Annotated in this window: 15 protein-coding genes; 7 read left to right on the top strand and 8 right to left on the bottom strand. The window is 68.2% G+C overall.

Annotated features, from left to right (window positions below):
- The first annotated feature begins 27 nt into the window (after window positions 1-27).
- Complete coding sequence (locus ACHFIV_RS08270; RefSeq protein ID WP_398965135.1) at window positions 28-273, top strand: hypothetical protein; 246 nt, start codon at window positions 28-30, stop codon at window positions 271-273.
- Between the two features lie 136 nt (window positions 274-409).
- Here the strand turns inward: ACHFIV_RS08270 and ACHFIV_RS08265 are convergent, their stop codons facing one another.
- The 3 genes from ACHFIV_RS08265 to ACHFIV_RS08255 all read right to left on the bottom strand — a co-directional run bounded on the left by ACHFIV_RS08265 (window position 410) and on the right by ACHFIV_RS08255 (window position 2,350).
- On the bottom strand, window positions 410-775 hold the full coding sequence (locus tag ACHFIV_RS08265; protein ID WP_398965134.1) for a hypothetical protein: 366 nt from the start codon (window positions 773-775) through the stop codon (window positions 410-412).
- A 365-nt stretch (window positions 776-1,140) separates the two neighbouring features.
- The gene (locus tag ACHFIV_RS08260) at window positions 1,141-1,854 is read right to left on the bottom strand and encodes a DUF4839 domain-containing protein (protein WP_398965132.1); all 714 of its coding nucleotides are present in this window, start codon (window positions 1,852-1,854) and stop codon (window positions 1,141-1,143) included.
- 178 nt (window positions 1,855-2,032) lie between these two features.
- The gene (locus tag ACHFIV_RS08255; RefSeq protein ID WP_398965960.1) at window positions 2,033-2,350 is read right to left on the bottom strand and encodes a site-specific integrase; all 318 of its coding nucleotides are present in this window, start codon (window positions 2,348-2,350) and stop codon (window positions 2,033-2,035) included.
- 1,405 nt (window positions 2,351-3,755) lie between these two features.
- Here ACHFIV_RS08255 and ACHFIV_RS08250 point away from each other — a divergent pair.
- On the top strand, window positions 3,756-4,325 hold the full coding sequence (locus tag ACHFIV_RS08250; protein ID WP_398965130.1) for a hypothetical protein: 570 nt from the start codon (window positions 3,756-3,758) through the stop codon (window positions 4,323-4,325).
- 175 nt (window positions 4,326-4,500) lie between these two features.
- Here ACHFIV_RS08250 and ACHFIV_RS08245 read toward each other — a convergent pair whose 3' ends face one another.
- Window positions 4,501-4,983 (bottom strand): hypothetical protein, encoded by a 483-nt coding sequence (locus ACHFIV_RS08245; RefSeq protein ID WP_398965128.1) that lies wholly within the window; start codon window positions 4,981-4,983, stop codon window positions 4,501-4,503.
- A gap of 732 nt (window positions 4,984-5,715) precedes the next feature.
- The gene (locus ACHFIV_RS08240) at window positions 5,716-7,026 is read right to left on the bottom strand and encodes a cellulase family glycosylhydrolase (RefSeq protein WP_398965127.1); all 1,311 of its coding nucleotides are present in this window, start codon (window positions 7,024-7,026) and stop codon (window positions 5,716-5,718) included.
- Window positions 7,027-7,717: 691 nt separating this feature from the next.
- On the opposite strand from ACHFIV_RS08240, the gene ACHFIV_RS08235 reads away from it, so the two are divergent.
- On the top strand, window positions 7,718-8,683 hold the full coding sequence (locus tag ACHFIV_RS08235; protein WP_398965125.1) for an ROK family protein: 966 nt from the start codon (window positions 7,718-7,720) through the stop codon (window positions 8,681-8,683).
- Between the two features lie 101 nt (window positions 8,684-8,784).
- Entirely contained in the window at window positions 8,785-9,978 is a 1,194-nt protein-coding gene (gene manA / locus ACHFIV_RS08230) for a mannose-6-phosphate isomerase, class I (protein WP_398965123.1), read from the top strand.
- A gap of 122 nt (window positions 9,979-10,100) precedes the next feature.
- Here manA and ACHFIV_RS08225 read toward each other — a convergent pair whose 3' ends face one another.
- Entirely contained in the window at window positions 10,101-11,132 is a 1,032-nt protein-coding gene (locus ACHFIV_RS08225) for a LacI family DNA-binding transcriptional regulator (RefSeq protein ID WP_398965121.1), read from the bottom strand.
- On the bottom strand, window positions 11,129-13,528 hold the full coding sequence (locus ACHFIV_RS08220; RefSeq protein ID WP_398965119.1) for a glycoside hydrolase family 2 protein: 2,400 nt from the start codon (window positions 13,526-13,528) through the stop codon (window positions 11,129-11,131). Before ACHFIV_RS08220 ends, ACHFIV_RS08225 begins: the two co-directional genes overlap by 4 nt.
- Before the next feature lie 267 nt (window positions 13,529-13,795).
- Here ACHFIV_RS08220 and ACHFIV_RS08215 point away from each other — a divergent pair, with 267 nt between their 5' ends.
- The 3 genes from ACHFIV_RS08215 (at window position 13,796) to ACHFIV_RS08205 (ending at window position 17,070) form a co-directional block, all read left to right on the top strand.
- Window positions 13,796-15,118 (top strand): extracellular solute-binding protein, encoded by a 1,323-nt coding sequence (locus ACHFIV_RS08215; protein WP_398965117.1) that lies wholly within the window; start codon window positions 13,796-13,798, stop codon window positions 15,116-15,118.
- 93 nt (window positions 15,119-15,211) lie between these two features.
- Window positions 15,212-16,186, top strand: a complete 975-nt coding sequence (locus ACHFIV_RS08210; protein WP_398965115.1) for a carbohydrate ABC transporter permease — start codon at window positions 15,212-15,214, stop codon at window positions 16,184-16,186.
- A complete protein-coding gene (locus ACHFIV_RS08205) occupies window positions 16,183-17,070 on the top strand; it encodes a carbohydrate ABC transporter permease (protein ID WP_398965114.1) in 888 nt (295 codons plus the stop codon). The genes ACHFIV_RS08210 and ACHFIV_RS08205 overlap by 4 nt, the downstream gene beginning before the upstream one ends.
- Before the next feature lie 413 nt (window positions 17,071-17,483).
- Here the strand turns inward: ACHFIV_RS08205 and ACHFIV_RS08200 are convergent, their stop codons facing one another.
- Window positions 17,484-18,914 carry an endo-1,4-beta-xylanase gene (locus ACHFIV_RS08200; protein WP_398965113.1) on the bottom strand — a complete coding sequence of 477 codons (1,431 nt, stop codon included), beginning with the start codon at window positions 18,912-18,914 and terminating at the stop codon, window positions 17,484-17,486.
- Window positions 18,915-19,753 lie beyond the last annotated feature (839 nt).

The raw sequence follows: 19,753 nt of genomic DNA, 5'->3' as shown, positions 1-19,753 counted from the left end.
TCAGATCCTCAGGATCCAGTGTCTCGTGTGTCCAACATCCGGGGTCAAGGCCCGCCCTCCCAGTCCTTCGCCTTCTACCTGGTGCGCCGCGCCATGTCCCGTGACGCGGTGATCGTCCTCGGGCGCATCGCGGCCACCTGGAAGATCGCCGTGCCGGAGCTGGCGTCGTATCCGAATGTGGTGACGCCGAAACAAAACCGGAGCGTGCAGATCAGCCGGGGCAACTTCAGCCCTGAGAACTTCGAGCGGATCGAGCGAGCCCTCAAGAGCTGAGCGCGCACCGCGGTGCGGTGCGCGCTCAGGTGGGAGGAGAGGACCGGAGACATGGTCCGCGAACTCGGCCGCGCATCGTCCACGAGCGATCAGCCTCCTGTAACCCGCACCTACAACGGCCAGGCCCGCTGGGTGGCTACGTGGCCTTCGACCTATGCCGCCAAACGGCATGCTCCAGCCCGCCTTTGTCGTGCCCGAGAAGCGCCGCGGCTTCCTCATACACGGCGCGCAACTGGTCGTATGGGAGGTCCGGAACACCCGCATCCACGGCGAAGGCACGCAGATGTACGTCAACGGCGACGTGCGAACGGCCGACGAGATTGCCTATGTAGTCGATGCTCTTCGGCCCCACTCCCTTCACCGTGCGCAGAGCGGCGCGATTGGCCTGATGATCGAGCCAGGCGCTGAGGTCCTCGCGGGTATCGACCCCGTCGGCAGCGAGGAGGTCGGTGATGGCGTGAGCCGTCGCGACCTTCTGTGCGTGGTTGAACTTCAGGGCCACGGCAAGGTCTTCCGTGACGAGCCGACGCTGGAATCCGCGGACTGTTCTTGCATCAGCCCAGCTCAGTTGCAAATGGAGGAGCCGCGGTCGGAGAGTCCTTTCGTAGTTGCACCGTGGCTGGAAGCTGACGTCGCAGATGACAGCACCCATGTGGGTCCATCCGCTGGGCTGGGGAAACGGTCCGCTGCCAAGGAGGTGTCGAACGTGGTCGGCGAGCCGTTGGGGAGGGCTGGATGCGAGCATGGGTCAAGGATGGCGTTGCCGTCTGGCAAGCTGGTGGGAAAGTTCAAAACTCTCGAATGGATGGAGCAGGGGGCCGTTCCATCGGGCAGCTCCCTCCATGATGGGAAGGCTGGCCATCTCGGCTACCGGGTCTCCGTCGAGACCGGGGCGAGGCGGAATAGGCACTGGGCCGTGTTGAACTCGATCACCTCGGCGATGAAACGGAACTTGTCGCCAACTGCAATGGTGGCAGGGACCTCCTTGCCGGTCAGGTAGAGGTTGCCGGTGTTGACGTCCTCGTACTTGAAGTTCGGGCCGTCCGTCGTCTGCGGCCCCTTGTCGCCCGGGCCGAGAAGGAAGTCGTAGCGGGTCTGGTCATCCGCGTGGGCCGCCATGTGCCTGATAGACCCGTCGAAGGCGACCGTCTGCCCCTCGTGCTTGGTTGCGAAGTTCACGTTCGCTTCGCCACACGGATCCGCCTTCAACAACGTTGCGAACTCGGGACTGTTCTGCGCCGTGATCACCCCAGCGGTGGTCGGCTCGTTTGCGGGCGGCGTAGCGGAAGGCTTCTCACTGGCGGCCGGCGAACTGGCTGACGCGCCCTTCTCCTCGTCGTCGCCGAACGCAACGCCCGTGCCGATGATGGCGACCAAGACCACGAGTGCGGCAGCCCCCGCCCCGATCAGACGCCAAGGCAGTGGCCTCTTCGGCCGACGGAAGTTGAGGGTGATGCGAAGTCTGCCTGGGAGCTGCTCCACGAGCTCCCATCCGTCCTTCTGCATCTTCGAGATCACCAAACCGTCGGTGCCCCGAACCGTCTGCACGGCCTTGTACTCGTACTTGATCTCATCGGCCATGCGGCTCTCCGCCCCCTGAAGCGAACTGGTCATACCAACTGGGCGCGAGCATAGATGACTCCGCGAGAGACGAGCGTCGCCTTCGAGCCCTGCTCTCCCGCTCGACCGGGTCGCTCGCTACCGCGCTTGAGCGGCGAGTTTCGGCTGCGGATGCAGAGCATAAAGACGACGTCGATGCCTACGCCTGTCCGTGGCCGTTCGACGCGGACGGCCGCAGGGTGCTCCCCCACGAAGAGCCGCCCGACTCAAACTCGCGATCGTGATCGTGATCGTGTTCCGCTCGCAACCGGCTTCGTTCCTGTCCAAGCAGGACAGGGGCGAAGGAACGCTGATGCGGCGATCGAGAGCGGGGTTTCCATCCGCTCCCAGGCCCCGAGGACGGCCTTGTGCGCTTCCAGCTGCAGGTGGTCTGAAAGCTTTCGTGGCCGAGGAGGTGCTGGAGCTCGTAGAGGGAGACTCCCTTCTGGACTAGCCATGAGACGCAGGTGTGGCGCATGGAGTGGGGCGGGCAGTGCGGGACCTGCACCCTTCCTAAGATGCAGGTCAGCAATTGTCCTCCCAGCCGACGCGGGGTGTTCGGGACGCCGCGGTCATGGGCTACGTCCGGGGCCGATCCTCCCCGCCGAGCGGGGGGTGTCCGGATCCGGTCGCCCCAGACCGCAGAGGTCAGGAATTCAACCCGCCGTGGATTCGCCTCTGCCCCGGCCGACGACTACCCCGACCGCTGAGCTCCAAGGCGTCTTGCATAGCCCGCATGACCTGGAAAGAACACCTGGTCTCCTTGGGAGCCCTCTGGGACTTTCCTGGGACTTTCGGCCGCATCAAGGGGCACAGGCGTGAAACAACCGAAAGGCCGTTTCCCAGGTCAAAGGCTAGTGGTCCAACGTTCCCGCAGGTCAGCTAAGCGGCTGGTCTCTTCCGGGACATCTGACGGGTGGGATGCTGTGCCCCCTGGAGCCAAGGGGCACAACATCGCAACACGCCATCTGACCTGCGAATACTACCTTCACAACCCTGCACTGATCACCGTTGCTTTTCAGCACCTTGTGCAACGCATATGTAAGATGATCTTGAATAGTCGACGAGGCGTCAGACACTTCTGAGCAACCGTCAGCCTTTACGCAGCGTTGTCATCGAACGACCTCGCAACGTCCATGCCGGTCGCGTCACGCCGACCGCGTGTGGTCGACGAGGCGAGCCGCTATCTGCCGGTGACCATGGCGGAGCCGTCGGTTAATTCAGATTCATTGCGTCCGCATCGGTCGCATCGTTCAGATAGGTGTCCAGTCGAGACGCGTCGGATCACGCACGTCCGGCTGTGGAACGGCGACGACGTAGGGGTGAGGTTGCGATTCTGCACCGGGGCGGGGCTCGCCTCCGCGCCGCACGCGAGGCGATATCACGCCCGATCGGGTTCGAACCGCACATGGTTATAGATGCTCCGAGCGGCCCTGCGCCCACCGGCGAATCGGACGCCTTCGACACGAGGGGCGGTCGCTCATGACGATCACGCCGCGGTCCTGGGCACCGGACCCGGGCCTCGCGCGGGAAGTGGGGGATCGGTTCGACAGAGCCCTCGCCTCTTACCGGGCCAATGCGCACCTCGTCTCCGAGCACGCCAATCACGAGGAGTCCATCCGGGTCGACGGGTACGCCAATCGGATACTTCTGGAACTCGTTCAGAACGCCGCCGACGCGATGTATGGGATCAGTGACGACCAGCGTGAATCCGCGGGCCGGGTCGCGATAGTCCTCGACCCGGAGAATCGGACCTCTACTGCGCCAACACCGGTCGCCTGTTCTCCAGGAACGGGACCACCGCGATCACTCACGCGCATCTCAGCGGCAAACGAGGGGACGAGACCGGGCGCTTCGGGCTGGGATTTAAGTCCGTCCTGGCCGTGTCGGACGCGCCACAGGTCTTCAGCCGCTCGGTGTCGTTCGAGTTCAACTCGCGCACGGCGCGAAACGAGATCAGCCGGATCGCGCCCGCTGTGAAACGCCACCCGCTCCTTCGCACGCCCACCGTCGTCGCCCCTCTCCTGGGACTGACCAGTTCCCTCAACATCATGGGGGCTTCCATCTCCTCGCGACACCACCCTTCGTCCGTCCTTCCGCTGCACGGCCTCGCCGTACGCTCCATTCCGGACGGCGTACGCGGCGCGCTGGTCCGGCGCGTCTCCGCCCAGCCCGACGGCCCGCTCGACGTCACATGGCTCGCCGCCGAAACTCCAAGACTCGCCCTCAGCCGCATCCGTCTGCACTGGCAGCCTTCCTCCCTCGGGGGCTGGGGCGTCACCGCCCACCTGGGCCTGGCGACCGGCGAGGTGCACCTCGCCTCCTGGCCCGCCGCCCCGGACGCCTGGCCGCACCTGGTCCACCGGACCGTCCACGAGGTGACCGGCCTGTGCGCTGCGCTTACGTTCGCAGCCGACGCCCTCGACCTCTCGAACCGTCTCGCCGAGGTCTGACCGAGAACCACAAAAGGCTGCCTCGCGCCGACCGGGCAGGGGCGGCCTTGCTATACGCCCAGCCGCGTACGGTACGGCTCGTCTTTGGATGCCCGGCCCCTCCCCCATGAGTCGCGTACGTCAGGGCGCGCCCAGCCCCGGATGAAGGCGCGGACGCCCTGGCATACGGGCTGGGTCAGGCAGCGCCGGGCTCCTCTAGCGCCACCACGACCATCACCGGAAGATCTGTGTCCTGCTGGATCACGCCGGCAGTCAGGATCCGGGCGTCAAGGGTCCACTTCTTCACCGCAATGAACTCATCCCTGTCCGCCTCCGTCGGCTCGGCCTCGATGAGGTGGCCGGCAAGCGGGGGCTTCTCGACCTCGGGGAGGTAGTCGGCCAGCGCTTGCTCTCCCTGCTCGTAGACAGCCTCCAGGTCGTCGAAATAGCCCGACTCGTCGACGTCTCGGATCCAGACGGCGAACGAGACGCTGACCGTCCCACTGGTAAACGTCTGGATCCAGGCCCCGATGCTGCCCTTGTCCCACGACGTCTCCACACCGTGGCGGGGTTTACCTCCGGGCGTCCACTCCTGGGCCGAGAACTGCGCCGCCGCGCCCTCGGCAGTCAGCGGGGTGAGACCCCGGAGCTCTTCCAGCATTGCGATCACTGCAGCCATGAACTCATTCCACTCATGCCGTTGCAGGGCACGTGGTACGCCTTCAACTGCCCGCTGGCATAGGCCTCGGGGGAGGCCTTGGACAGCACTTCGTTCACATGCGCGGCACCCCATTCATTGGACACCATATAGCGGACCCCCTTGCCTCCGAGATCCTCGTTGAGGGCGAGCAACTTGTCGGCCTGTGCAGTGAGCCGGCCCTCGTTGTAGTACTTGAAATCTGGGTTGTACGGGGACTTCTCCCATCACCGATTCTGTCACCGCCGGTCCACTTCGCCTCTGTGATCCAGCCGTCCCACGGGCTTTCGTCGACATGGACCTCCCGGGCGCCGGACCGTTCGCTGACCCGGCGTGAGCGTCCGTCCGTTCCCTGAGGGGCGTGAAGTGTGAGGCGTGAACACCGGACACTCGGTCTGATGGCGCGGCGCTGCCGCACGGTGTCCGACTCACACCCTCCCTGACCCGCAGCACGTGCGAGGCGAGGTCGGAGGGGAGGGACGTGCGGGGATTTCTCCGGCACTCCGAACCGGGAGCGACCGTTCCGGAGCCCGGCGCTCTTCGCCCGGCGACTCACCGCGCGCAAGCGCGAGTGACCACATCACGCCCCACCGTGCGCCCGCCGCGCAGACGTCTCACGCCGGCGGACGGGGCGGCCGGCTCCGTGCGTGCGGCCACCCCCTGCACGTGCGCACAGCACGGCAGGGGGCAGCCAGCCCCACGCACGGGGTTCCGTCAGCGGTCCGCGCTGCTGCCGGCGACGACGCAGGAGCGGCTGTTCTCCCAGCCCCACCCGTCACCGTCCGGGTCGGACGAGCTGCCGTGGACGCAGTACGGGTACCCGTTGGGGGCCGTACCGTCGCCGGTCCCGCCACCGGTGTCCGCGCTGCTGCCCGGGACGACGCAGGAGCGGCTGCTCTCCCAGCCCCACCCGTCACCGTCCGGGTCGGACGAGCTGCCGTGGACGCAGTACGGGTACCCGTTGGGGGCGGTCCCGCTGCCCGTGCCTCCCCCGCCGCCCGGCTCTCCCCCACCGCCGTAGACGGTGGCGGTCTCGGAGGTGGCGGCGATGCCGTCGGCGCCGTTGATGAAGCGGTCACCCCAGGTCGTCAGGGAGTTCGCGTCGAAGCCGTTGACCATATCGAGGTACTCGACGCCGCTGCCGTTGCCGCTCCAGGACCAGCCCATGTAGCCCACGCCCAGGGACTGCGCGGTCGCCATGATGGCGTTCTCGTCCGGGTTGCCGTCGCTGTGCCGGTCACCGAACTCGCCCACGACGATGGGCAGTTTGTTGTCGGTGAAGTGGCGCAGGTAGTCCCGCACCTCGGCGGCCGTGTCGTAGACGCCGTACATGTGGATCGAGAAGATGGTGTTGCGGTCGGGGTCGGACGCGAAGACCGAGGCCGCGTTGTTCCGCATGGTCCCCGACCAGTCCTGGCCCCAGTTGGGGGCGTCCACCATGAGGGCGTGGTCGATGCCGGCGTTCCGCAGCTTGCTGATCGCGCTCTTCGTCGCGCCGGTCCAGGCCGCGGCGTTCGTGTTGCCGTACGGTTCGTTGCCGATGTTGACGACGACGTAGTCCTCCTGGCCCTCGAGCGCGCTCTTCACTCCGATCCAGTAGTCGGCTGCCTTGTCCAGGGTGGTGGCGGCGCCGTCCTCGCCGTAGCCGGTGGTGTCATGCACCTCCAGCACACAGATGACCTTGTTCGCCTTGCACTGGCCGATGAGGGCGGAGACCTGGGAAGCACTCGTCTTCGTCCACCGGTCGCCACTTCCGAGGACGACGCGGACGGTGTTCGCGCCCTTCGCAGCTATGTCGGCGATGGCGGTCGTCTGCTCGGGATACCAGGTGTAGGCGTGGTTGACCCCGCGCATGACGAACGCCTTGCCGTTCGCCTCGACCACGTCTCCGTCACTGACCCGGATGCCGGTGGGCGCGGCCTCGGCCTCGCCGACGGAAGGGCCGGCGATCGAGCCCAGCAGGCCCAGGGCGGCGGCGAACGCCATGCCCGCCGTCGTGATCAGGGTGCTTCTCGGCTTTCGCATTTCTCTCCTCGGATACGCATGCGGGTGCGTGGACGGGTACGGAGCGGGACGAGGCAGTGGAACGGGCGATACTCACTGACAACGATGTCTGACACCACACCGGCCCCATGAGGGCACGCTTGGCAGGCGCCGCACGCACGTCGGCGCGGGTGGGATCGAGGGCAGACTTCGCGGGCGTCGTGAGGGTGGGGGGGTCGCGCCGCACAACTGGCATCGGACAGCTTCGACTTCGGCCGGATGTGGCTTGAACGGGCCGTCGCCACACCATGAGGCACCGGGTGTTACGTCCCTGTCAATAGTGGGTTCGCGATCCGTTTGCCGAGCAGAAAGGCCTCGCCATTACTAAACCGCTAAACAGCCAGGCCAACCCCACCACCCCCGGACCCGTGGCCTTTCAGCAGCGACAACAGGGCGTCGCGACTGATTGACAGTCACTCCACACGCTCTTACGTTCCAGGTCGATAAACCGGTGCAGGACCGGAACTCACCTCGCCCGGGAGTCGGCCGGCGCCTCGTGTGCCGACGGCTCCCGTCGGCACACGGCGCGGAGGTGTCGGCTCCGCACGCCTCGCATACGGCGACGGCATTACTAAACCTTGACCTTAACTAAACCGTTCACTAGACAACGTTGTCACGACCCGTCAGAGTGTGCTCCGGGGTGACGGACCCCGCTCCCCCTCGCGAAAGGTGTTTGACCGTGTACGGAGCACTGGACATCGGTGGCACGAAGATCGCCGGAGCGCTCGTGGACGACGCAGGCACGCTGGTGCTGCGTGCGCAGCGGCCGACTCCGGCACGGAAGTCCGCCGATGTGCTCATGTCAGCGGTGGCCTCGGTCATCGACGAACTGGCGGCACACCCGCTGTGGGATGAGATGACCTGTCTGGGCATCGCCAGCGCGGGGCCGGTCGACACCGCCGCGGGCACGGTCAGCCCGGTCAACATCCCTGCCTGGCGGCACTTCCCGCTGGTCGACGAAGTGGCCGCGCACCCACGGCTTCCCGTGGGGCTGCGACCGGTGCTGGTCGGGGACGCGGTGGCGATGGCCGCGGCGGAGCACTGGCTCGGCGCGGCGCGGGAGTCCGAGAACGCCCTCTGCATGGTGGTGTCCACCGGCGTGGGAGGCGGCCTGATCCTCGGCGGCCGGCTCCACACGGGCCGGACGGGAAACGCGGGCCACATCGGGCACATCACCGTCGACCTGGACGGTTCGTTGTGCCCGTGCGGTGCTCCTGGCTGCGTCGAGGGGTTCGCCAGCGGTACGGCGATCGCCGCGCGGGCGCAGGCTGCGGGATGGTCCGCGCCGGCCGGGGTGGCACCGACGGCCGCGGCGGTCGCGGCCGCGGCGCGGGGAGGGGACCGGCGGGCCCTGGAGGCCTACCAGCGCGCCGCCCAGGCCTTGGCAGCGGCCATCGCGGTGACGGCGGCCCTCGTCGAACTGGACATCGTGGTCATCGGTGGTGGCGTGGCGCAGGCCGGTGACACGCTCTTCGTGCCACTGCGACGGTGCCTGGCCGACTACGCCGTCCTCGACTTCACCCGCGGACTGCCCGTCGTGCCGGCGCTCCTGGCTCTGGACGCCGGGCTCATCGGGGCAGCCGCCGTCGCGTCCACGCGGGCCGGCACCCCCGTGCTCGCACCTTCCTCCCGCCCGTAACTCCGCGCCAGAAGCCGGATTCCGTATCTCGCACCGTCGAAGCGCTCACCCCGCGGCCGTCGTCCGGCCGGTCGGTGTCGACCACGAAAGGGGACCACCGAGTGGACCGCCTGATCAGCACCATCCGTCGCTACAGCTGGGGGTCCACCACGGCTCTTCCCGAACTGACGGGCGTCGAACCGGACGGAACCCCCCAGGCCGAACTGTGGATGGGCGCCCATCCGGCCGCTCCGTCCCTGGTCGAGCGTGGCGGGGAGCTCCAGCCCCTCGACCGGGTCATCGAGGAGGCGCCGGCGGCCGAGTTGGGGGAACCGGTACTGCGGCGCTTCGGGCCGCGTCTCCCCTTTCTGCTCAAGCTGCTGGCGGCCGACGCGCCGCTCTCCCTCCAGGTGCACCCCGACCTCGCCGAGGCTGCCGCCGGGCATGCGCGGGAGAACGCGCGCGGGATTCCCGTCGACGCCCCGCACCGCAACTATCCCGACGGCAATCACAAGCCCGAGATGATCGTCGCGCTCAGCTCGTTCGACGGGCTCTGCGGCTTCCGTGAGGTGCGGGAGTGCGCCGATGTGCTGAGCGCGTTGCGGGTGGACGGCCTGAGGCATCACGTCGCCGCCCTGCGGTCGGCACCGGAGGAACTGGCGCTGCGGCAGGTCTTCTCCGCCTTCCTGGCCGAGGGACCTTCCCTCGTGGAGGAGGTCACGCGCGCCGTGGCACGCGAGGCGCGCGGCGACGGCCCGCTCCGGGCCGCGTTCGCCGTCTACGACTCCCTCGCGCGGGCGCACCCGGGCGACCCCGGTCTGCTGCCCGCTCTGATGCTCAACCACTTCCGTCTTGCCCCGGGCGAGGGACTGTGTCTGGGGGCCGGGATCCCGCATGCCTACGTGCGGGGCCTGGGGGTGGAGGTCATGGCGGGTTCGGACAACGTGCTGCGGTGCGGTCTGACGTCCAAGCACGTGGACCCGCAGGAGCTGCTGCGCGTCGTCAGGTTCTCGGCGTACGGCCTACGGGTCCTGCGGCCCACTGCCACGTCCGGCGGCGAGGAGGTGTTCGCGTCCTTCGTGGACGACTTCCAGCTGTCGGTCGTGCGGCCCGGTGTGCGGCGGGAAGCGGTGGCGCTCGGCTCTCTCGCCCCGCAGATCCTCGTCTGCACGGCGGGCACCGTCTCCGTCACCGGCCCTGAGGGCGAGCTCGTACTGCCCGCCGGCAGCGCGGTGTACGTGCCCGCCGGTGAGTCGGTGACGGTCACCGGAAGGGGAACCGCCTTCCGCGCGACTGTGGATGTCAGCTTCCCCTGACGTGTCACCGCCCGGGCGCCTCCTCGCGCGCCGCCTGAACCGCGGCCTCCCCGCACCGGACAGCACCGCGGCCTCCCCGCCGGTCCGGGCGGGGAGGCCGCAGTGCTGTCATGATGCGGCGGTCAGCTCGTGACGGGCGCCTGTGCGGTGGAACCGCGCGGGGTGAGCGACGGTGTCGGGACCTGGACGGAACCGCTGTGCCGGCCCTCTATGACCGCGAACAGGGTGCGGGCCACCTGCGCCCCGAAGCTGTGCACGTCATGGCTCATGGCCGACAGCGTCGGATGGGTGATCCGGCACAGCTGCGAGTCGTCCCAGGCGATCAGCGACACGTCGTCGGGGACGACGAAGCCCATCTCGGCGGCGACGCCGGCGCCCGCCACGGCCATGATGTCGTTGTCGTAGACGATGGCCGTCGGGCGCTCCGCCGACACCAGAAGGGAGCGCGTGGCCCTGGCTCCTTCGCTTCCGTCGAAGCCTGTGGCGATCTGCCGGCCCTCCTCGAGACCCAGCTCCCGCATCGTGGCCGCGAAGGCGTTGGCCCGGATGGCACTGTGCCCGAGGCCGACCGGGCCTCCGACGCGTGCGATGCGCCGGTGCCCGAGTGCCGCCAGATAGCGGACCGCCTCGGCCGCGGCGGTGGCGTCGTCGGTCCACACCGCGGGAAAGGACCCGGTGAGGGACGGATGCCCGACGGCCACCGCCGGCAGCCCGACGGCCTGCAGCGACGGAACCCTCGGATCGTCCTCGTGGAAGTCGACCAGGATGGCACCGGCGATCGTCTGGCTGCGCCACCAGGACGTGTAGAGCTCGGTCTCCTCGTCGAGATTGCGTACGAGCCTCAGGAGCAGCGAGTACGACCGTTCGGCGAGCACGCTCTCGATGCCGGAGATGAAGTCCATGTAGAACGGTTCGAGTCCGAGCAGCCGGGCGGGACGGCACAGTGCCAGTCCGATGATGTCGACCCGCTGACTGGACAGACTGCGGGCGGTGAGGTTGGGCGCCCAGCCCAGTTCCTTCGCGGCCTCGAAGATCCGTCGGCGTGTGGCGTCCGAGACGCCCGGCTTCTGGTTGAACGCCAGCGAGACGGCCCCCTTGGAGACACCCGCCCGGGCCGCGACGTCCTTGATGGTGATGCGCGCCGGGCCGTTCATTTCGTATCCGCGCAGAACAAGGCGGCCCGGGCGTCGTCCGCGGTCACGTTGCCGCAGCCGTCGACGCGGATGCGGATCTGCTCACCCGGCAGCAAGGTGGCGAGGCCGCGGTCGGCGGCGGCGGTGGGGCCCAGCCGGTCGGCCTGAAGCAGGAGATCTCTGACGAGGGTGTGCGCGTTGACCACGACGTCGACCTTACCGCCGCTTCCCGGAACCGCTTCCACCTCGACGTCGAAGTCCGGCCGCACGTAAGCGAACTCCTTGTCGGGCACCGGGAAGTACACGGCCCGCAGACCGTCCGCGTCGGCGACGAGGAACTCCTTGGCGGTGGACCCGGCCGGCACCGTGCCGGAGGGGACGGGGAGCCGCAGGACGGAGCGCGGGGCGACGGTCGCCTCCAGTACGCTCCGGCCGAGCGGCGTACCGTCGGCTTCGAGCCGGCTGAGTGTCACCGACGTGCGCCACGGGGTCGCGGACTGGTTGACGGCGGCGAGCACCAAACCCTCGTCGCCCGGCTGCAGGGTGAGCAGCCGGTCCGCGTAGACCCGGCGCAGCTCGTGGTGGAGGGGCTTGAGGCGCCCGTCCCCGTCGATCGCCGCCCAGGAGCTGACCGGCCAGCAGTCGTTGAGCTGCCAGACGACGGTGCCCGCGCAGGCCGGCCAGTGCGAGCGCCAGTGCTCGATGCCCGCGGCGACGGCTCGGGCCTGGACGACCTGGGTCAGGTAGTGCCACCGGTCGAAGTCGCCCTCGGGCAGGGTGAAGTGACGCTCGACCCCCCGGTTGAGCTTGCCGTTGCCGTCCTCCGCCTTCTGGTGGTGCAGCATGCCCGGGGAGTCGGGCGCCAGGATCTCTCCGGGAAGGGCGCGTCGGAGCGTGGCCAGGGTGGGAGGCGCCTGCCAGCCGAACTCGGAGACGAACCGGGGGACGTTCGCTCGGTATTCGGCGTAGTCCTGGCGGTTCCACACCTCCCACGAGTGGTACGTGCCGTGGTCGGGGTCGTTGGGGTGGTGGTCCCACGATCCGGACCAGGGGCTGCCGGCGGCGTAGTGGCGGGTGGGATCGAGTTCGGCGACCACGCGGGGCAGCAGGCCGAGGTAGTAGCCCTCGCCCCAGGAGTCACCGGCGAGCCCGGGCTCCCAGTCCCAGTCGCGGAAGCCCCAGAGGTTCTCGTTGTTGCCGTTCCAGAGGACGAGGCTGGCGTGCGGCATCAGCCGGACAACGTTGTCGCGAGCCTCGGCCTCCACCTCACCGCGCAGGGGCTGCTCCTCCGGGTAGGCGGCACAGGCGAAGAGGAAGTCCTGCCAGACCATCAGCCCGAGTTCGTCGCACGCGTCGTAGAACGCCTCGTCCTCGTAGATGCCGCCGCCCCAGATCCGTACGAGGTCGACGTTGGCGTCCGCCGCCTGGGCGAGCCGGGTGCGGTAGCGCTCGGGGGTGACGCGGGAGGGGAACACGTCGTCGGGGATCCAGTTGACCCCGCGGGCGAACACCCGCTCGCCGTTGACCACGAGCGTGAAGCCCGTGCCCCGCGCGTCGGGGCTCCGGTCCAGCTCGACGGTACGGAACCCGATGCGCCGGTGCCAGGTGTCCAGCTCCCCGTCCTCGTCGAGGAGGGTGACGTCCAGGTCGTGGAGGGGCTGGTCGCCGTATCCGCGCGGCCACCAGAGCCGGGGCCGGTCGACCGTCAGGCGGAGCACGGCTTCGTCACCCTCGAAGCGGGCCTCCGCCTTCTCACCGGCCACCGTGGCGCGGGCCAGCAGGCTCCTGCCCGCCCCCCGGGGTGTGCGCTCCACCTGGAGCCTGACCTCGACGTTTCCCGTGGCTTCGTCGACGGTCACCAGCGGGCGGACGGACGCGAGGCGCGCGGTCGACCAGTGCTCCAGGCGTACGGGCCGCCAGATACCGGCGGTCACGAGGGTCGGCCCCCAGTCCCAGCCGAAGCTGGAGGCCATCTTGCGGATGTACTGGAACGGCTCGGGATACACGTTGGGCCGGTCCCCGGTGACCGCGCGCACCGCCTCGGCCTCGTCGTAGGCCGAGGCGAAGCGCACCTCGAGCGGTCCGGTCAGCCCTGTGACGTCGAACCGGTAGGTGCGGTGCATGTTCCTGGTCGTACCGATCTCCCGCCCTGCGAAGGTGATCCCGGCCGCGGTGTCCAGGCCGTCGAAGACGAGGTCGGTCCGCTCGTGCCGGCTGTCGTGCGAGACGTCGTTGACGTAGGTCCACGCCCGTCGGCCGACCCAGGCGACCTCGGTCTCGTTGAGTCCGAGGAAGGGGTCGGGAATGACCGCGGCGGCGAGCAGATCGGTGTGCACGCAGCCCGGGACCTGCGCGGGCAGCAGCGCCTGGTCATGACGCAGGCTCCAGCCGTCGGTGAGCGGGGTGACGTCCTTCATGGTGCGGCTCCAATCGCCTTCAGGCGCGCTGGCGGAGGTATGTCGGCGCACAACTTAACCCGCCGATCGATCACTGTCCATAAACCGGTCTAGTTACGCTGCCGTAACTCCGTGACCACACAGAGGCCCCCTGTACTGCGCTGATGGACGCGCCGGTAACGATTGGGCATCGTCATGGAAATCGGAGCTTTACCGGTTCACACACCTCCTGTCATAGTGCCAACATCCCACCGCAGAGCTGAGCCGCCATCTAGAGGAGTTGGGCACATGGGGAAGACGAAGACGCTCGCAGGCGCACTTCTGACCGTTGCGACACTGGCCGCGACCGGATGCAGCGGCGGAGGCGCGGCGTCGACCGAGATGGCGAAGGCGCCCGACGACCCGCGAAGCACGACCGGCACGATCACGGTCCTCACGCAGCGAACGGACCTGGTCCAGAGCGGCGCCATGGCCGGCTACGCGGCGCGGTTCAACAAGATCTACCCCAAGGTCAAGGTGAAGTTCGAGGGACTCACCGACTACGAGGGTGAGGTCAAGATCCGGATGAACACCGAGGACTACGGCGATGTCCTCATGATCCCGGCCGCCGTCTCCAAGAACGACTACCCGAAGTTCTTCGCACCCCTCGGCACCTCGAAGGAGATGTCGGAGAAGTACCGCTTCAGCGACAAGACGGACGTCGACGGCAAGGTCTACGGCCTCGCCCAGTTCGGCACCGCCAACGGCTTCGTCTACAACAAGGCCGTCTGGAAGAAGGCCGGCGTCACCGAGTGGCCGAAGACGCCGGAGGAGTTCCTCGCAGGGCTCAAGGCGGTCAAGGCCAGGACGGACGCCGTCCCCTACTACACCAACTTCAAGGACGGCTGGCCGCTGGTCCAGTGGACCGCCAACATCGGCTCGGTGACCTGCGACAACTACGCCACCAACGACCTCGCCGGACCGGTCTCCCCCTGGAAGGAGGGCAGCGAGCTCCATGTGATCGACACCCTGCTGCACGACACCGTCAAGGGCGGCCTCTCGGAGAAGGACCCCAACACCACGAACTGGGAAGCCTCCAAGACCAAGCTCGCAAAGGGCGAGATCGGCACCATGATGCTGGGCTCGTGGTCGATCACGCAGATGAAGGACGCGGCCGAGAAGGCCGGGGCGGACCCGGAGGACCTCGGGTTCATGCCGTTCCCGGTCCTGAAGGGCAACAAGGAGTACTGCGCCACCCTCGTCTCGGACTACCAGCAGGCGGTCAACGCCCACTCCGAGCACAAGGAGGCGGCGCGGGCCTGGGTCGACTGGTTCACCGAGAAGTCCGGCTACTCGGTCAAGGAGGGTGCCGTTCCCACCGTGAAGGCGGCTCCGATGCCGGATACCCTGAAGGACTTCGTTGACAACGATGTCACCTTCGTGGAGCGCTCCGAGCGGGACACGGGTGAGGTCAACGAGATCGACAACGCGGCCGAGATCGGGCTCAACAAGCCCGACTACCGCCAGAAGCTGATCGACATCGCCCGCGGCGCGGAGAAGGGCAGCCTCGAGGACTACTTCAGCGGCCTGGACGCGAAGTGGAACGAGGCGGCGAAGACCGCCGGTTCCTGAGCCGGTGAGGCGGGCCCCGGCCGCACACACCGGCCGGGGCCCGGACCCTCCCGCGCACACAGGACGACGACGCGGATGACGAAAGGCCCCGACATGACCGAGACGACCGAGGTGGCGAGCGTGAGGACACGCCGCGCCGCCCCCTCACCTCGCAGGACCTCCTCCCGGAGCGGCAAGGGCCCGGGCGGGCACAGGGTGCGAGGACGACTGCTGGGGCGCGCGACCCCATGGCTCTTCCTGCTGGCACCGCTGGTGCTGCTGGTCACGTTCACCTACGTACCTGTGGGGAACATGATCTATTACAGCTTCACGGACTGGGACGGCATCAGCCCGGACCGGAACTTCACGGGTGCGGACAACTACGTCCAGATCTTCACCCGGCCCGAACTCTTCCGGGTGTTCTTCGTGAGCTTCTACTACCTCGCGGCTTCCGTGGCGCAGATCGCCATCGCGCTCTACTTCGCGACGGTGCTCAGTTTCGACCTGCGGTACCGCAATCTCTTCAAGGGGCTCCTGTTCTTCCCCTACCTCATCAACGGCGTGGCCATCGGTTTCGTCTTCCTGTACTTCTTCCAGGACGGCGGCACCCTGGACTCGGTCCTGTCCTGGTTCGGTGCGGACACCGACCACGCGTGGCTGGGTGACCCCACGTCTGCCAACACCTCGCTCGCGGGCGTATCGGTCTGGCGCTTCACGGGGCTGAACTTCGTCCTGTTCCTCGGCGCCATCCAGTCCATCCCCGGCGAGCTCTACGAGGCCGCGCAGCTGGACGGCGCGACCAGGTGGCAGCAGTTCCGCCACATCATCGCCCCGAGCATCAGGCCCGTCCTGAGCCTCAGCGTCATCCTGGCGGTCTCCGGGTCCCTGGCGGTGTTCGAGATCCCTTACATCATGACCGGCGGGGCGACGGGGACGTCGACGTTCGTCATCCAGACGGTCAAACTCGCGTTCCAGTTCAACAAGACGGGGCTGGCCTCGGCCGCCGCCGTGGTGCTGCTGCTGATCATTCTGCTGATCACCTGGATCCAGCGCCGGCTCGTGCCCGACGAAAAGGTGGACCTCGTATGACCACGGCCCCGCAGACCTCCGCGCGCCCTCGTTCCGGGCAGGACCCGCGAAGCGTTCGCCGGCGCGGCCGACTCGGACAGACGCTCGTCTACCTGTCGCTGGTCGTCGCCTCGCTGGTCGTGCTCCTCCCCCTCGCGGTCGTCCTTCTCACCTCGCTGAAGACGTCCGAGGAGGTCACCGAAGGCGGTGCGCTCTCGCTGCCCGGCGACTGGCTGAACTTCGGCAACTACGCCACCGCCTTCTCGGACGGCCACATGCTGACGGCGTTCGGCAACACGGCCTTCATCCTGCTGTTCTCGATCACCGGCACCGTGGTGATCGGGTCGATGACGGCCTACGCCATCGACCGCTTCCACTTCCGGGCCAAGAAGCTCGTCATGGGGCTCTTCCTGGTCGCCACCCTGGTCCCCGGGGTCACCACGCAAGTGGCCACCTTCCAGGTCATCAACAGCTTCGGGCTGTTCGACACCCGGTGGGCCCCGATCCTGCTCTACATGGGCACGGACATCGTCTCGATCTACATCTTCCTGCAGTTCATCCGCGGCATCCCGGTCTCCCTCGACGAAGCCGCGCGGCTCGACGGCGCGAACTCGTTCACGGTCTACCGGAAGATCATCTTTCCGCTGCTCAAGCCCGCGATCGCCACCGTGGTGATCATCAAGGGCATCACGACCTACAACGACTTCTACATTCCGTTCCTCTACATGCCCTCCCAGGAACTCGGCACGATCTCCACCGCCCTGTTCCGGTTCAAGGGCCCCTTCGGAGCCCACTGGGAGAACATCTCGGCAGGAGCCGTGCTCGTCATCCTGCCCACCCTGATCGCGTTCCTGTTCCTCCAGCGCTACATCTACAACGGCTTCGCCCAGGGTGCGACGAAGTAGCGGACGGCGCGCACCGTGTCAGTGACCGGGCCGCACGGGACCCTGCCGCCGGCAGGCGAGGACGGGCTGCCCCGGATCTCGTGGCGCCCCGGCTTCCGCGACCTCTCGGACAAGGCGCTCGCCCACTCCGGGACGATCGCGACGGGGTGGAGCCAGGGCCGCCCTGGCTCCACCCCTGGTGTGGATGACGTGTCACGGGAACTGCGCGGCGAACTCCCTGGCCCCTCCCCCGGCCCGTGCCGTGACGCCGCTCGCGCCGGGCGGGTCGTCCCCCGGACCGGCGCACGTCCGGCCGGCGGTGTACACCGTGCCCGGTCCTGGTCAGTCGCGGCACCGGCGAGGCGCTGGACGCCTGCGGCGTGTCCACGGCCGCCGGCGCGTACGCGTGGCCGCGCCGGCAGGCCAGGCGCAGGTCAGGTGCGGGCCCAGCGCTGGTTGCTGCCGTTCGAGCAGGAGTAGAGCTGGATCAGGGTGCCGTTGGCGGTGCCGTTGCCGACGGCGTCGAGGCAGAGGCCGGACTGGACGCCGACGATGGATCCGTCGGAGTTCAGGCGCCACTTCTGGTTGTCGCCACCCCAGCAGCTGTAGATCTGGACCCTGGCACCGTTGCCGGTCCCGCCGGCGTCCAGGCACTTGTCACCGAAGACCCTGAGCTCGCCCGCGTCGGTGTGGGCCCACTGCTGGTTGGTGCGGTTGTTGCAGTCCCACAGGCTGATCTGGGTACCGTCGGCGGTGGTGCTGCCGGGCACGTCCAGGCACCGGCCCGAACCGACACCCTTGATCTGTCCGCCACCGGCCGGGGGTGTGGTGGAGTCGGCGTTGAGCGCGTTGAGGACCGAGGTGTAGGCCGGCTTCTTGCTGCCGTCGCCGTTGAACAGCAGCGGCGAGTGCTCCGGCCGCCAGGAGTCGGTGTCGCGCACGCCCCAGACCGTGATGCCGAGGCAGCGCGGGACGGCAAGGCAGTCGTTGGCCACGTTGGCGTAGGTCGTGCCCGAGGCACCCTGGATGTCGAGCTCGGTGATGGCCACGTCGACCCCGAGGGCGGCGAAGTTCTGCAGGGTGGTGCGGAAGTTGCTGTTGTAGGGGCTGCCGCTGTTGAAGTGCGACTGGAAGCCGACGCAGTCGATCGGCACTCCGCGCTGCTTGAAGTCCCGGACCATGGAGTACATGGCCTGGGTCTTGGCCCAGGTCCAGTCCTCGACGTTGTAGTCGTTGTAACAGAGCTTGGCGGACGGGTCGGCGGCGCGCGCGGCGCGGAAGGCGACCTCGATCCAGTCGTTTCCGCTGCGCTGCAGGTTGGAGTCCCGCCGCGCACCCGAACTGCCGTCGGCGAATGCCTCGTTCACCACGTCCCACTGGGCGATCTTGCCCTTGTAGTGGGCCATCACCCCGTTGATGTGGTTGGTCATCGCCTGGCGCAGCGCGCTGCCGCTGAGGCTCTGCATCCAGCCGGGCTGCTGGGAGTGCCAGGCCAGCGTGTGACCGCGCACCTGCTTGCCGTTCTGCACCGCCCAGTTGTAGACGCGGTCGGCGGCGGTGAAGTTGAACTGCCCCCGCTGGGGTTCGGTGGCGTCGATCTTCATCTCGTTCTCGGCCGTCACCGAGTTGAACTCGCGGGCCGCGATCGTCGTGTACGTCGAGTCGTTGAGCCGGCCCGAGGCGATGGCGGTACCGAAGTACCGGCCGCTCTGAGCCGCCGCGGCGCCCAGTGTGCTCTCGGCGGCGTGCGAGGTCTGCGGCGCCACCAGCGCGATGCCGGGACCGAGGACGCCGACGATCGCCGCCAGGCACAGACCGCCGATCTTCCGGCGGACGGTGAGTGGACGAATTACGTTTAAGCCCATGACTGAGCCTCCAGATGAGGAGTACGGAAGGATGGGAACGCGGCGGAAACACTCCGCGTCGACGACGCCCGCGTCCATCGGAACGTGGACGCTCACACCGGGACACAATGCTCCGAGAGCGGCATTCGGCTCCGGCGGCCGGAACGAATGGGCGACACCCGCCTCGGATTTCAGTGTGGAAATCCCGCAGGAGCATGTCAAGAGTTTCGGTAATGTTTCGTAAATCGTGCGGGCGTCCTGGCGTCGGCCGCAGGGTGCCCGGCGGGGCACTGAAAGGAAATACGTCGCGAAGTGCTCGGGCTTCGCTGTCGCTGCTGGTCCGCGTGGGGAGCGCAGGTGAAGTCACCCTCCGCACCTCACCGGGGACTGCACCGGGGTGACGGCCGGAGCGGCGAATACCGGCATTCCCGCCTGCATACAGAAGAATGGACGTTTCTCACGGCCCTGATGCGCGAGCGATCACCTTGGGGATCCGCCGTTCGGATCCGGCGCGCCCCGTGTCGGCGCGGACGTGCGGACCCAAGTCCCGGGGCCTTTCCGATTGTCCGGACGGGCCTTCCGGTGACCGGAGAAGCGCTCATTTCCGTGACGCGGCGAGGAAGGCCTGCGGCGTGGACCCGCATTTACTCCGCCCACTGGCCGGCCAAGGGACCGGAGGTGCGGGCGGCGGTGACGAAGGGGGTGCCGGACGACACCGGCGCCGGGCGGCGACCGGCCCCGGCCGGGGCGCTCGGTGCTCGGCACCGGGCGGAGGAGCGGCCGACTGTCGCTCAAGAATCACCGGCAGGTGGCGCCCGGGAAGCCGGGCCGGCCGCGCCGTCCCGGGCCCGGCCCGGCGC

The organism is Streptomyces sp. ALB3 (assembly GCF_044385685.1).
In the GTDB taxonomy this organism is placed as follows: Bacteria; Actinomycetota; Actinomycetes; order Streptomycetales; family Streptomycetaceae; genus Streptomyces.
This window is presented reverse-complemented; position numbering and strand designations above follow the sequence as displayed.